This window comes from Microbacterium sp. Leaf320, assembly GCF_001423485.1.
In the GTDB taxonomy this organism is placed as follows: Bacteria; Actinomycetota; Actinomycetes; order Actinomycetales; family Microbacteriaceae; genus Microbacterium.
The window spans coordinates 102,032-116,161 of the sequence record NZ_LMOD01000002.1; the positions used below are offsets into that span (position 1 = coordinate 102,032).

At 68.9% G+C, this 14,130-nt stretch carries 12 protein-coding genes; 3 read left to right on the forward strand and 9 right to left on the reverse strand.

What is annotated here, in order from left to right:
- Positions 1-27 precede the first annotated feature (27 nt).
- Positions 28-1,305: a phosphoribosylamine--glycine ligase gene (purD, locus tag ASF63_RS05215; RefSeq protein ID WP_056510409.1), complete on the forward strand. Its 1,278-nt coding sequence runs from the start codon at positions 28-30 to the stop codon at positions 1,303-1,305.
- A gap of 84 nt (positions 1,306-1,389) precedes the next feature.
- Here purD and ASF63_RS05220 read toward each other — a convergent pair whose 3' ends face one another.
- The 6 genes from ASF63_RS05220 to ASF63_RS05245 form a co-directional block, all read right to left on the reverse strand.
- Positions 1,390-2,118, reverse strand: a complete 729-nt coding sequence (locus tag ASF63_RS05220) for an amino acid ABC transporter ATP-binding protein (protein WP_056510411.1) — start codon at positions 2,116-2,118, stop codon at positions 1,390-1,392.
- A complete protein-coding gene (locus ASF63_RS05225; protein ID WP_056510413.1) occupies positions 2,115-3,593 on the reverse strand; it encodes an amino acid ABC transporter substrate-binding protein/permease in 1,479 nt (492 codons plus the stop codon). The genes ASF63_RS05220 and ASF63_RS05225 overlap by 4 nt, the downstream gene beginning before the upstream one ends.
- A gap of 120 nt (positions 3,594-3,713) precedes the next feature.
- The gene (locus ASF63_RS05230) at positions 3,714-4,244 is read right to left on the reverse strand and encodes a GNAT family N-acetyltransferase (RefSeq protein WP_056510415.1); all 531 of its coding nucleotides are present in this window, start codon (positions 4,242-4,244) and stop codon (positions 3,714-3,716) included.
- A 153-nt stretch (positions 4,245-4,397) separates the two neighbouring features.
- Entirely contained in the window at positions 4,398-5,945 is a 1,548-nt protein-coding gene (locus ASF63_RS05235) for a DHA2 family efflux MFS transporter permease subunit (protein ID WP_056510417.1), read from the reverse strand.
- The gene (locus ASF63_RS05240; RefSeq protein ID WP_235560703.1) at positions 5,942-6,568 is read right to left on the reverse strand and encodes a PadR family transcriptional regulator; all 627 of its coding nucleotides are present in this window, start codon (positions 6,566-6,568) and stop codon (positions 5,942-5,944) included. Before ASF63_RS05240 ends, ASF63_RS05235 begins: the two co-directional genes overlap by 4 nt.
- 78 nt (positions 6,569-6,646) lie before the next feature.
- Entirely contained in the window at positions 6,647-7,195 is a 549-nt protein-coding gene (locus tag ASF63_RS05245) for a GNAT family N-acetyltransferase (protein ID WP_056510420.1), read from the reverse strand.
- 178 nt (positions 7,196-7,373) lie between these two features.
- Here ASF63_RS05245 and ASF63_RS05250 point away from each other — a divergent pair, with 178 nt between their 5' ends.
- Together ASF63_RS05250 and ASF63_RS05255 are read left to right on the forward strand one after the other, a co-directional pair.
- Entirely contained in the window at positions 7,374-8,252 is an 879-nt protein-coding gene (locus tag ASF63_RS05250) for a phosphoribosylaminoimidazolesuccinocarboxamide synthase (RefSeq protein WP_056510421.1), read from the forward strand.
- Positions 8,253-8,518: 266 nt separating this feature from the next.
- The gene (locus ASF63_RS05255; RefSeq protein WP_056510422.1) at positions 8,519-9,874 is read left to right on the forward strand and encodes a uracil-xanthine permease family protein; all 1,356 of its coding nucleotides are present in this window, start codon (positions 8,519-8,521) and stop codon (positions 9,872-9,874) included.
- A gap of 151 nt (positions 9,875-10,025) precedes the next feature.
- Here ASF63_RS05255 and ASF63_RS05260 read toward each other — a convergent pair whose 3' ends face one another.
- From ASF63_RS05260 to ASF63_RS05270, 3 genes are read right to left on the reverse strand one after another with little or no spacing between them, the layout of a single operon-like run.
- Positions 10,026-11,738: an acetyl/propionyl/methylcrotonyl-CoA carboxylase subunit alpha gene (locus ASF63_RS05260; protein ID WP_056510424.1), complete on the reverse strand. Its 1,713-nt coding sequence runs from the start codon at positions 11,736-11,738 to the stop codon at positions 10,026-10,028.
- Positions 11,735-13,330: an urea amidolyase family protein gene (locus tag ASF63_RS05265; RefSeq protein WP_056510426.1), complete on the reverse strand. Its 1,596-nt coding sequence runs from the start codon at positions 13,328-13,330 to the stop codon at positions 11,735-11,737. The genes ASF63_RS05260 and ASF63_RS05265 overlap by 4 nt, the downstream gene beginning before the upstream one ends.
- Positions 13,330-14,130 (reverse strand): putative hydro-lyase, encoded by an 801-nt coding sequence (locus ASF63_RS05270; protein ID WP_056510428.1) that lies wholly within the window; start codon positions 14,128-14,130, stop codon positions 13,330-13,332. Before ASF63_RS05270 ends, ASF63_RS05265 begins: the two co-directional genes overlap by 1 nt.

The window sequence follows — 14,130 nt, forward strand, 5'->3', positions numbered from 1 at the left end:
GCGCGCCCGCGTCGGTAGTCTGGATACGTGAAGATTCTCGTCCTCGGTTCCGGTGCCCGTGAGCACGCGATCATCCTCGCTCTGCGAGCAGAGCAGGCGGAGCACGAGATCTTCGTCTCCCCCGGCAACGCCGGAATCGCGCAGGATGCGACTCCCGTCTCAGTCGATATGCTCGACGGCGCCGCGGTGACCTCGTTCGCGAACGAGCACGCCATCGACCTCGTGGTCGTCGGCCCCGAGGCCCCGCTGGTCGCCGGGGTCGCCGATGTGCTGCGCGCGCACGGAATCCCCGTGTTCGGCCCGGGCAAGGCTGCGGCTCAGCTCGAGGGCTCCAAGTCGTTCGCGAAGCGGATCATGGATGCCGCGGGCGTACCCACCGGTCGCGCGGTGCGCGCCACCACCACCGCCGAGGTCGAGGGCGCGTTCGACGAGCTCGGCGCCCCGTACGTGGTGAAGGCCGACGGGCTGGCTGCGGGCAAGGGCGTGATCGTCACGTCCGACCGCGCTGGCGCGCTCGCCCACGCCGAGCACTACCTGCCGTCCGGCCCCGTGCTCATCGAAGAGTTCCTCTCGGGCCCCGAGGTCTCGCTGTTCTTCCTGAGCGACGGCGACACCGTGCGCGCGCTCAGCCCCGCGCAGGACTTCAAGCGCGCACTCGACGGCGACGAGGGACCCAACACCGGCGGCATGGGCGCGTACTCGCCGCTGCCGTGGCTCGCCGATCAGTTCGGCAGCGAGGAGGCCTTCGTCGAGGAGGTCACGCGGGACGTCGCACTTCCCGTCATCCGCCAGCTCGACAGCGAGGGCACCCCGTTCATCGGCCTGCTCTACGCCGGCCTCATCCTCACGCCCGCGGGTGTTCGCGTGATCGAGTTCAACGCCCGCTTCGGCGACCCCGAGACGCAGATCGTGCTGCCGCGCCTCGTCACACCGCTGTCGGCGCTGCTGTTCGCCGCGGCATCCGGCACGCTCGAAGACCAGCCCGAGCCCGTCTTCAGCGACGACGTCGCGATCACCGTCGTGCTGGCCAGCGAGGGATACCCCGAGGCGCCGCAGACCGGTCGTCCGATCGAGGGTCTCGCCGACGCGGCGGCCGTCGAGGGCGTCCGTCTCGTGCATGCTGCGACCGCCAGCCCTGACGCCCCTGGAGGCTCGCTCGTCGCGACGGGCGGCCGCGTGCTGAACGTCGTCGCCGTGGCATCGGACTTCCGCACGGCCCGCGATCGTGCCTATGACGCCATCGGCCGCATCCGCCTCGACGGCTCGCACTTCCGCACCGACATCGCCGCCCGCGTCGCCGAGTAGCACCGCCCGTCACCCTGCACCGCCCGCCAACGCCGAAGGCCCCCACCCGTCAACCGGATGGGGGCCTTCGACACGGAGATCCGCTCAGAGCACCTTCGAGAGGAAGTCCTTCAGGCGCTCGTTCTTCGGGGCGCCGAACAGCTCGGCGGGCGGCGCCTCCTCGACGACGACGCCGCCGTCCATGAAGACGGTGCGTCCCGACACCTCGCGGGCGAAGCCCATCTCGTGCGTCACGAGAACCATCGTCATGCCACCGGAGGCGAGATCGCGGATCACCTGCAGCACCTCGCCGACCATCTCGGGGTCGAGGGCACTGGTGGCCTCGTCGAAGAGCATGATCTCGGGGTCCATCGCGAGCGCACGGGCGATCGCGACACGCTGCTTCTGACCGCCGGAGAGGGATGCCGGCTTCGCATCCGCCTTCTCGGCGAGACCCACGCGGTCGAGCAGAGCGAGCGCGCGCTCCTTCGCCGCGGCCTTCGACAGCTTGCCGAGCTCGATCGGGGCGAGCGTGATGTTCTCGAGCACGGTCATGTGCGGGAACAGGTTGAAGTGCTGGAACACCATGCCGATGCGCTGGCGCACCTCGTCGAGCTTGACGCTCTTGTCGGTCAGGTCGACGCCGTCGACGATGACGTGGCCAGAGGTCGGCTCCTCGAGCTTGTTGAGGCAGCGCAGCAGAGTCGACTTGCCCGAACCCGACGGCCCGATGACCGCGACGACCTCGCCGTCCTCGACCGTCAGGTCGATGCCCTTGAGCACATGGTTGTCGCCGAACGACTTGTGCAGGTCTCTGACCTCGATCTTGCTCATGCGTTGAACTTCCTCTCCAGGCGGTTCGCGAGCAGCGTGAGAAGCGTGATCACGACGAAGTAGATGATGGCGACGATGGTCAGCACCTGAGCCGACAGGTACGTCGAGGCGATGATCTGGCGAGACACGAACGTCAGCTCGGCGAGGCCGATGACGCTGATCAGCGACGTGTCCTTGAGGGTGATGATGCCCTGGTTCACGAACGACGGGATCATGATGCGGAACGCCTGCGGCAGCACGACCTTCTGCATGGTCTTCCAGTGACCGAGGCCGAGCGAGCGCGAGGCCTCGTTCTGGCCGGGGTCGACGGCCTGGATGCCACCGCGGATGATCTCGGTCATGTACGCACCCGTGTTCAGCGAGAGCGTGATGGCTCCGGCGACGAACGGATTGAACGTGAGCCCGGGGAACAGCTGCGGGATGGCGAAGAACACGAAGAACGCCTGCACGAGGATCGGGGTGCCGCGGAAGACGAACACGTACGCGGTCGCGAGCCAGCGGAACGGGAGGAACTTCGAGATGCGCCCGAATCCGAACACGATGCCCAGGATGAACGCGGCGACGAGGGCGACGAGCGTCGCGAGAATCGTCAGCCACAGTCCCTCCATGAGCGCGGGCCAGTACTTCACGGCGACCGAGAAGATGTCGGTCGCCTGTGTGGTCTCCTCGCCACCGGCGAGGTAGGTGTCGACGATCTCGTCGTATTCGCCGGAGGCCTTGAGGTTCGCGAGTCCCTCGTTGAACTTCTCGATCAGGTCGGGATTCTGCCCCTTGTTGACCGCGAAGCCGTACTCGCCACCGAGCTCGGGATCGCCGACCAGGCGGAAGCCGGAGCCCTGCTGGATGCCGTAGGCGAGCACCGGGAAGTCCTCGAAGTAGCCGACGGCCTGACCGGCCTTGACGGCGTCGACCATGTCCGTCGTGTCGGAGTACGGCGTGACTCGGAAGCCGTACTCGTCCTGGTTCTCCTCGGCGAAGGTCTGCCCCTGCGTGCCGGTCTTGACCGCCACCGTCTCGCCGTCGAGGTCGTCGAGCGACTCGATGTCGCTCGCATCGAGCACGCCCAGCTGGATGCCGCTGGTGAAGTACGGATCGCTGAAGTCGAAGATCTGCTGACGCTCATCGGTGATCGACATGCCGGCCATGACGGCATCCACCTGATTCGACTGCAGAGCCTGCAGAGCGGCGTCGAAACCGAGCTGACGGATCTCGACCTCGAAGCCCTGGTCTTCGGCGATCGCCCGGAGCAGGTCCATGTCGATGCCGACGAGGTCGCCCTCGGGCGAGGTGAACTCGAACGGCGCGAACGTCGTGTCCGTGCCGATGACATAGGTCTCGGTGTCGTCGGCCGCAGTGGCCGCGGACGCGCCGCCGAGCAGTGCACCGGCCGCGATGAACGCCGTGAGCGCCATCGCCCCGACGGTGCGTCCGAACGTGCGCAGACGCGCAGACGCGGAAGAGGGATTTCGGATCACGACGGATGCTCCTCGGATCGGATGGGCGACAGGATGCTGCCACCGGGATGGTCGTCGACCATCCACCCTAACCGGCGACGGCGTGTCGCCGTGTCCCGAGGGCGGTTCGCGGGGTGAGCGTCAGAGGGCGATCCAGTACCGCCGGAGCATCGCGTGGCCGCGTGCGGACTGGTCGCTGACGTCCTGCAGCACGCCTCCGGCGCCTTCGATCGTGCGGTAGGACCCGACGTTGTCGTCGTCGCACGTGACCAGCACGCGCTCCAGTCCGATCTCGCGGGCACGCTCGAGTCCGAGCCGCAGCGCCGCGGACGCATAGCCCTGACGACGCCGGGATTCCCGTACCGCGTAGCCGATGTGACCGCCCACCTCGCGCAGGTAGGCGTTCAGCTCGTGCCGGAACGAGAGGAACCCGACGACCTCGCCGTCGTCGACGACCCAGTACAGGTCGTTGTGCACCGCATCCTCCGGCAGCTCGGCCGTGGTGTCGGAGAGAAGGTCCGACTTCTCGATGAGGGCTTCGAGCGTCGCACGGTCGGGGGTGACGGGCGCCTGGAGACCCGATCCGTCGACGTGCCCGTCACCGAATTCGGCGACGGCTGCCGCCCAGGACTCGAACAGGTCGGTGGTGGGCCTCGTGAGCTCGATCGTCATCGCACGATGAGATCACACCGGGGCCGTCTGTCGCAAAACCGGTCAGCGCGTTTCGGCTCGGGCGGCTCCGCCGGCCGCGCTCAACGACCGGTCAGGGCTGACACTGGTCGTTGAGCGAGCGAAGCGAGACGAAACGCCCAACCGAACGGTGCGTCAGTCGGATGCCGCGGCATCCGCCTTGTCGTAGCGACCGAGGAAGAGCGATGCGACGAGCGCGACGACCATCACGCACGCCGGCAGCAGGATCGCCTGCGACATGCCGGCCGCGAACCCCTCGGCCACCTCGGGCGGCAGCGAACCTCCGCTGATCCCCGAGGGCGCATCGGCGAGCCCCGGCAGGTTCGCCTCGAGGCGGGACTGCATGAAGGTCGCGATGGATGCCGAGCCGATCACCGATCCGATGGTGCGAGTCGTGTTGTAGATGCCCGCGCCGGCACCGGCCTGGCGAGGAGGCAGCTTGCGCGTCGCGGTGGTCGCGAGCGGCCCCCACATGCCCGCGTTGCCGATGCCCATCAGTGCCGAGGGCAGCAGGAACATCCAGATCGGGGTGTCCATGTTGATGAGCGCCGAGTACCAGATCAGGGCGACGACGACGCACAGCAGACCAGGGATGAGGATGATGCGCGGGTCGACGCGGTCGAGCAGCTTGCCGGCGAACGGCGCGAGCACGCCCGACAGCACGGCCATCGGGATCAGCAGCAGCGCAGCTTCCGTCGGTGTGAGGCCTCGCGCGGTCTGCAGGAAGAACATCATCGGCAGCGACATGCTCGTCACGGTGAAGCCGACGGCGGCGATCGCCACGTTGGCCCCCGAGAAGTTGCGGTCGCGGAAGAGCGCGAGGGGCACCAGCGCCTCGCTGCGCGTGCGCGCCTGCTGCACGATGAACAGCGCGAGGATCACGAGCCCCGCGATGATGAGGCTCCACACCGAGATCGGGCCCCAGATCACACCCCAGTCGAACTTCTCGCCCTCTTGCAGCCCGAAGACGATGAGGAACAGCGCAGCCGCGCTCAGGATGACACCGAGGATGTCGAAGCGGTGCGGACTCGTCTGCAGCTTCGGCACCAGTCGCCAGGCGAGCACGAAGGCGACGACGCCGACGGGGATGTTCACGAAGAAGATCCACTCCCAGCCGAAGCCGTCGACGAGCAGTCCGCCGACGAGCGGACCCACCAGCGTCGCGACACCGGCGGTCGCGCCCCAGAGCCCCATGGCCGCGCCGCGGCGCTCGGGCGGGAACGTGCGGGTGATCACGGCCATCGTCTGCGGCGTCATGAACGCGGCCCCGAGACCCTGCACGGCGCGCGCCGCGATCAGCATCTCGAGCGAGCCCGAGAGCCCGCACCAGAGCGACGCGAGCGTGAAGATCGCGAGGCCGATGAGGTAGATGTTCTTCGGCCCGAATCGGTCGCCGAGACGCCCGGTGATCAGCAGCGGCACCGCGTATGCGAGCAGATAGGCGCTCGTGACCCATACGACGTTGTCGAGGTTGTTGGTCGTCGGGTCGAGGGCCGCCTTGATCGCGGGGTTCGCAACCGAGACGATCGTCGTGTCGACGAGGATCATGAAGAAGCCGATGACGAGCGCCCAGAGCGCCGGCCACGGGCTCGCAGGTCGATGACCTGCGGCGAAGGTTCCGGTCGAGGGACCGGAAGACGAGGATGCCCCGGGCGGGCGCCCTGTCGAGGAGGGTTCGGTCATTGCTGTGCGGCCTTTCGCTGTGCGCGGTAGCGGTCTGAGTACTCGAAGGTGCTGGGGCCCCAGGGGAACTCCTCGGCCTCGAGTCGGTCGATGAGGGAATCGAGCCAGCGCAGCTCGGCGTCGAGCAGCACCTCCTGACGCTCGAACTCGACGAGCACCTGCTCGGGGACGCCGGTGCGTCTCGCAATGACCAGCCCGTCGCGATGCGAAACGTGCCCCTCATCGAGAGCCGCACGCCGCAGACGCAGCGCTTCGATCACGTCAGCGCTCTCGAGGTTGTGGGCTTCGGCGAGCGCGATGCGAAACTCGGTCGGCCGGTCGATGATCGACAGCTCGCGACGCAGCCAGGTGATGAGAGCGTCGCGCCCGGCATCCGTCAGCGAGTAGGTCGTGCGCTCGGGACGGTTGCCGTCACGATCGCTGCCGACCTCGTCGATGAGGCCTGCCCGTTGGAGGCGTCCGACCGTGTGATAGAGCGTGCCGTTGGTGATGGAGAGCAGGCGCTCGTCGCGCCGGGCTCGCATGAGCCGCACCATCTCGTAGGGGTGCATGTCGCCCTCGCGCAGCAGCGCGAGGATCATGACGGCCATCGGGGTCAGGCGGTCGGTGGTGTCGTTCGTCACGCGCATCCCTTCGTATAGTCCATGTGGACTATACGCCGAGATATGAGCTCCGGCAACGCCGCGGGGGTGTCCATCCGCTCACTGGAGAGTGGCCCGGAGCTGCGCCGGCGAGAGTGCCCGGTCTGCATACACGAGCCGCATCACCGACCGGTCGGGATTGCCGAGGTCCGGCGCCCGATGCACGAGTTCGAGTCCGAGCTTCTCGGCCACGCGTGCCGACCCGGTGTTGTGTTCGACGAGGTACGCGATCACCGGCCGGTCGGGGTCGATCTCCCGGGCACGCTCGACACCGGCGCGGGCGAGCTCGGTCGCGAAACCGCGCCCGTGGTGGTCGGCGGCGATCCGGTAGCCGACGTTCCAGACTTCGCCCCCGAGCAGCGTGCATCCGCCGTTGCCGATCACCTCTCCGGTGTCTCGCAGCCGAGCGACCCATGATCCGAGCCCGACGGTGCTCCAGCTGCGCTCCCACCGCTCCATCATCCGGATCGAGTCGTCGCGGGTCGTGTGGCGGAGGCTCGGATAGTGCGTCCACACCCGCGGATCGCTCTGGATCGCGAACACCGCGTCGAGATCCGAGGGAACAGCCCGCGACAGTCGGAGGCGGTCGGTGAGGAGGTCGTCAGTCACATCACCACGCTAGACAGCCCCGCCGACACTCGGGCCATTCGACCGCAGTGCGCTCAACTGCTCAGTCAGGTCCTCGGACATGTTCCCTCCTATCCCTCCCGTCGGGGGCCGCCGATGCCGCGGGGCTCGCACCAGCCCTTGACACGACACCGGCGACGTCTACCGGGATAATGGGCGGGTGAGCACACCTTCGGACAGCAACGCGCAGACCATCCCCGGCTGGCGCCACATCTACTCGGGCAAGGTCCGCGACCTGTACGCCTCGGATGACGCCGCCGACACCCGCATCCTCGTGGTCGCGTCCGACCGCGTGAGCGCCTTCGATTTCGTGCTGTCGCCGGGCATCCCCCAGAAGGGTGCCCTGCTCACGCGTCTGAGCCGCTGGTGGTTCAGCCAGCTCGACGACGTCGCGAACCACCTCGCTGAGGGAGAGATACCCGCGAGCGTCGCAGACCGCGCCATGCTCGCGCAGTCGCTCGAGATGCTGCCGGTCGAGTGCGTCGTGCGCGGCTACATCACCGGCTCCGGCTGGGCCGAGTACACCGAGAGCGGCACCGTGTGCGGCATCCCGCTGCCCGAAGGCCTGCAGAACGGCGACCGCCTGCCCGAGCCTCTGTTCACCCCCGCCTACAAGGCGCCGATGGGCGAGCACGACGAGAACATCACCTTCGAGCAGACCGTCGAGCTCGTCGGCGCCGATCGTGCGGCCGAGCTGCGCGATGTCTCTCTCTCGCTCTACTCACGCGCTGCCGCGATCGCTGAGGAGAAGGGCCTGATCCTCGCCGACACCAAGTTCGAGTTCGGGACGGATGCCGAGGGCATCCTGCACCTGGCCGACGAAGTGCTCACGAGCGACTCGTCGCGGTACTGGGATGCCGAGGCCTGGCGCACCGGCACGACGCCGAAGGAGCGCATGGCGAGCTTCGACAAGCAGATCGTGCGCGACTGGCTGGCCGCGAACTGGGACAAGCAGGGCGAGCCGCCCGTGCTGCCCGACGACATCGTAGAGCGCACCGCCGACCGCTACCGCGAGCTGATCGAGCGCCTCGGGGCCTGAGCGGCACGCGTTTCGTCTCGGTCGCTCGCGCTCCCTCGCTCAACGACCAGCAGGAGCACGAGCCGCCCGGTCGTTGAGCGAAGACGACGAAGTCGACTGAGACGAAACGTCGCGAGCCTACCTGGCCACGTTTCGTCTCGGGCGGCTCCGCCGGCCTCGCTCAACGACCGGTGAGAGGTCGGGCGGCGTCGTAGCGCACCCAGGGAACATTCAGGAATCGGTAGTGTTGCTCCAGCACTCCCCTCCCCCGATCCTGAGGAGCCCGCATGCCCCTGTGGAAGACCCACGGAAACGGCCGCACGGTCGAACCCGGCGCCGTCGTCAAGCCCGATGAGCGCCTGAACTGGCCTGCCACGATCGCGATCGGCGCCCAGCACGTCGTCGCGATGTTCGGCGCCACGTTCCTCGTGCCGACCCTGACCGGCTTCCCGGTCTCGACCACGCTGCTCTTCAGCGGTCTCGGCACCCTCATCTTCCTGCTGATCACCAAGAACCAGCTGCCCAGCTACCTCGGCTCGTCGTTCGCGTTCATCGCGCCGATCACTGCCGCGGTCGCCGCGGGCGGCACCGGCTCGGCTCTGGCCGGCGTCGTCGCGGTCGGCATCCTGCTCACCGTCGTCGGTCTGGTCGTGCAGTTCGCCGGCCTCCGCTGGGTAGACGCCCTCATGCCCCCGGTCGTCGCCGGTGCGATCGTCGCCCTGATCGGCTTCAACCTCGCGCCGACCGCGTGGAACAACTTCCAGCTCGACCCGGTGACCGCGACCATCACGCTCGTCGCGATCATCCTGTTCGCCGTGCTGTTCCGCGGGTTCCTCGGTCGCATCTCGATCTTCCTCGGCGTCGCGGTGGGCTTCATCTACGCCGCCTTCACCGGCTCGTTCGAGGTTCCCAACGCGCTGCGCGGGGGCAAGACGCCGGCAGAACTCATTGCGGATGCACCCTGGATCGGCCTTCCCGAGTTCCAGCTCCCCGACTTCGTCGCCCCGGGCACCTGGTCGACCATCGCGATGTTCCTGCCCGTCGTCCTGGTGCTCGTCGCTGAGAACGTCGGCCACGTGCGCGGTGTCGCGACCATGACGGAAGACCCCGCGATCAACAAGCACACGGGCCGCGCGCTCATCGCCGACGGTGTCGCCACCACGATCGCCGGAGGCTTCGGTGGTTCGGGTACGACGACCTACGGCGAGAACATCGGCGTCATGGCCGCGACCCGCGTCTACTCGACCGCGGTCTACTGGGTCGCCGGTCTCTTCGCGATCCTGCTCGCGTTCTCGCCGAAGGTCGGCGAGGTCTTCAACTCGATCCCCGCGGGCGTGCTCGGCGGTGCGACCACGGCGCTCTACGGCCTGATCGGCATCATCGGCATCAAGATCTGGGTCGACAGCAAGGTCGACTTCTCGCGCCCGGTCAACCAGTACACGGCGGCCGTCTCGCTCGTGATCGGCATCGCCGGCTTCTCGATGCAGCTCGGCGACTTCGCCTTCGGCGGCATCGTGCTCGGCACGGTCGCAGCTCTCCTGATCTACCACGTGGGCAACGCGATCGCCCGCGCACGCAAGACCGGCGCCGACGACCCGAAGCCACTCGAGGCCGTGGGCCCGCTGGGTGGCGACCCCGCGTAATCACGATCGACTCGAGAACACAGAGATCCCGGATGCTGCCGCTGCGGCATCCGGGATCTCTGTGTTCAGTCGAGGATCGTGTTCAGTCGAGGATCGTGTTCAGTCGAGGATCGTGTTCAGTCGAGGATCGTGCTCAGCGATCGACCCGCTCTCAGGCGATGAGTGCGAGCACCGTGTCGGGCGCGATCGAGGCGGCGACCTCCACCCGGTGCGACAGAGTTCCGTCTCGGTGAGCTGTGACCGTGGTCTCCATCTTCATCGCGTCGAGCACCGCGACCGGATCGCCCGCCGCGACGCTCGCGCCGTCGTCGGCGAGCCAGCGCACGAGCGTGCCCGGTGCCGGCGCACGCAGCTCGGTCGGATCGGATGCGGGCGCCGTGCTTCCGGGATCCGTCAACCCGCCGAGCCCTGCGAGCAAGGCGATCGGGAGTCCGAGCACGACACGGCGTCCGTCGATCTCGACGGGGAAGCGCTGCAGGGTCGCATCCGGTGCGGGGGCCGGCCGCAGCTGCGGCTCCAGCCGAGGCAACAGCGTGCTCTCGATCCACTGCGTGTGCACCGCGAAGGTCTCGGTGGCGAACGCCTCGTCGTCAACAGCGAGCAGGTCGAACGGGATCACCGTGGCCGGCCCCTCGACCGCGAGTTCGCGCAGTGCCCGCCGTGCCCGCACGAGTGCCGAGTCACGAGAGTCGGCGTGCACGATGAGCTTCGCGATCATCGAGTCGAAGGCGGGCTGCACGGCGTCTCCCGCCTCGATGCCGCTGTCCCAACGCACGCCGGGTCCGCCGGGGATCCGCAGTGACTCGACGCGGCCGGGGCTCGGCAGGAAGCCGCGCCCCGGGTCCTCCGCGTTGATGCGGAACTCGAAGGCATGTCCCGTCGGCGTCGGGGTCTCGGTGAACGAGATCCCCTCGCCGAAGGCGATGCGGAACTGCTCGCGCACGAGATCGGTGCCGGTGATCTCTTCCGTGACCGGGTGCTCCACCTGGAGCCGGGTGTTCACCTCGAGGAACGAGATCGTGCCGTCGGCCGCGAGCAGGAACTCCACGGTTCCCGCACCGCGGTACTGCACCTCGGCGCAGATCGCGCGGGCCGCGTCGTGGAACCGCGTGCGCTGGTCGTTCGTCAGGCCCGGGGCCGGGGCCTCCTCGATGAGCTTCTGATTGCGGCGCTGCATCGAGCAGTCACGGTCGCCGACGACCACGACGCCGCCGCGTCCGTCTCCGAGCACCTGCACCTCGATATGACGCGGACTCTCGAGGAAGCGCTCGACGAAGCACTCCCCCCGCCCGAAGGCGGCGATCGCCTCACGCGTCGCGGCCTCGAAGGCATCCGCGACCTCTGACAGCTCTCGCACCACCTTCAGGCCTCGGCCACCCCCACCGAAGGCGGCCTTGATCGCGATCGGGAGCCCGTGCTGCTCGGCGAAGGCCACGGCCTCTTCCGGGCCTGCCAGCGGCTGATCGGTGCCGGCGGCCAGCGGCGCCCCGACGCGCTGCGCGATGCGGCGCGCGGTCATCTTGTCGCCGAGCGCGTCGATGCTCTCGGGCGAGGGGCCGATCCAGATGAGGCCCGCGCCCTCCACCGCGCGCGCGAACTCCGCGCTCTCCGAGAGGAATCCGTAGCCGGGGTGCACGGCATCCGCGCCGCTCTTCCGAGCCGCGTCCACCACCGCATCGATCGAGAGGTACGTCGTCGCCGCGGTGTCTCCCCCCAGGCCCAGGGCTTCATCGGCGAGCCGCACGTGCAGCGCATCGGCATCCTGATCGGCGTAGACCGCGATCGACGTGTAGCCGGCTTCGGCGCAGGCACGGATGACGCGCACGGCGATCTCTCCGCGATTCGCGATCAGCACCTTGGTCATGAGGTCTCCTTGACGGTGAAACGGACGCGCACGCCCGGCGGCAGCTGCCCGGCGAGATCGAGGCTGCGGTCGGTGAGCGCACCGATGATCGGATATCCGCCGGTGAGCGGGTGGTCGGGAAGGAACAGCACGGGCTGGCCGTCCGGAGGCACCTGGATCGCCCCGGTCACCGCCCCTTCGCTGGGCAGCTCGCCGCTGACGGATCGCTCGAGCGGCACGGCGCCCTCGATTCTGATGCCGACGCGGTCCGACCTCGGGGTGACCGTCCATTCCTGGCCGGTGAGGGTAGCGAGGGCCGCCGCCGTGAACCAGTCGTCGCGGGGCCCGAGGGTGATCTCGAGCTCGACGAGGTCACCGGGCGCGGGGAGCATGCGCGAGGCGGCGATCGGCTCGACAGGATGCGGTGCGCGATCGCCCACACAGACCACGTCGCCTGCAGCCAGGGGCGCCGGTCCGAGGCCGGCGAGGGTGTCGCTCGCACGACTGTCGAGGGCCGACTCCACAGCCACGCCGCCACGGACCGCGATGACATAGCGCAGCCCGCTGGTCGGATGTCCCAGAGTGAGCTCGTCACCGTCGACCGTGGCGAAAGGCGCCCCGTGATCGATACGACGCGTCACGCCGTCGGCGTCGATCAGGTCGAGAGAGCCGACGGCCCCCGCGACGGCGGCGACCCCCGGACCGCGGAAGCGCAGCACGGCACCTCCGACGCTCTCGAGCACGGCGGCGCCGGTCGCGTTGCCCACTGCACGGTTCGCCTCGCGCATCGCACGACGATCGGCGACACCCGAGGCCGAGACGCCGAGTGCCGCGAAGCCGGGGCGACCGGCATCCTGCACCAGCAGCTGCAGCGACGGACGCACGATCTCGATCGCGGCCCCGCTGGCATCCGGAGAACCCGGGTCCGGCGCTCCTGCGACGGCGTGTCGTTCGGCGACAGGCCGTGCGACGGCGCGTTCATCTGCGTTCTCCGACACCACGACCTGCGCCCGCGCCTGCTCGAACCGGACGGTGGTGCCGGGCGACAGCAATGCGGGAGGGTCGCGATCGATGTCCCACATCAGGGCATCCGTGCGACCGATGAGCTGCCATCCGCCAGGGCTCTCGCGCGGGTACACCCCGGTGAACTGTCCGGCGAGTGCCACGGATCCGGCCGGCACGCGGGTGCGGGGCGACGAGCGGCGGGGCACGTCGAACAGCGGATCGCTGCTCACCACGTAGCCGAAGCCCGGGGCGAAGCCCGAGAAGGCGACCTTCCAGTCGGCCGCGAGGTGGCGGTTCACGAGCTCAGCGGCAGACACGCCCAGCAGGGATGCGGCCTCGTCGAGGTCTTCCCCGTCGTATCTCACCGGCACCGTGACCTCACCGGTGGTGGGCAGATGAGCCGTGTCGATCTCCGTCGCCGCCAGCGCATGCGCGAGGTCGGCGGCCGACACCGCCAACGGATCGAAGCGCACGAGCACGGTGCGGGCACCGGGAATGCGCTCGACAACGCCGTGCACTCCGTCCCAGGCGAGGTTCAGACGCATCGCCTCGTCGAGGTCGGCCGCCTCGACGAGAAGCGCGTGATCGGATGCCGTGAGGATGCGCATCAGACCAGGTACTCCGCATCGGGGACATCGGTGATGAACATGTAGCCGGGCGCGTGGGTGATGGCGAAGGGAGGCTTCGAGGCCATGATCGCTGCCTGCGGGGTGACGCCGCAGGCCCAGAACACCGGCACCTCGCCCTCACGCACCTCGGGAGCATCGCCGAAGTCGGGACGAGCCAGGTCGGCGATGCCGAGGGAGGCAGGATCGCCGATGTGCACCGGAGCACCGTGCACGGCGGGGGTTCGACCGGAGATCTGCACAGCGTCCGCCACGCGATCCGCGGGAATCGGTCGCATCGACACGACCATCTCGCCGCTCAGCCGGCCGGCCGGGGTGCAGGGCACAGCGGTGCGGTACATCGGCACGTTGCGCCCGAGCTCCTGGTGGCGGATCGGGATCCCCGCCTGAACGAGACCGGACTCGAACGTGAAGCTGCATCCGATGAGGAACGAGACGAGGTCGGGATGCTCCGCCCACGCCGCGGTCGCATCGGCGACCTCTTCGGCCAGTTCGCCGTCGCGCCAGATGCGATACCGACCGATGTCGGTGCGGATGTCGCTGCCGGGCGCGAGCTTCGACTCGACCTCGCCCTGTTCGATGACCTCGAGCACGGGGCACGGCTTCGGGTTCCGCTGCGCGAAGAGCAACGTCTCGAAGGCCCAGTCGGCCGGCACGGAGATCAGGTTCGCCTGCGTCAGCCCGACCGCGACACCGCTCGTCGGCTCGGCGTGCCCCGCACGGATCGCGGCACGCGCCGCCCGTGCGTCGGCGAGCTGCCCGGCGGTGGCGACAACGCTCAC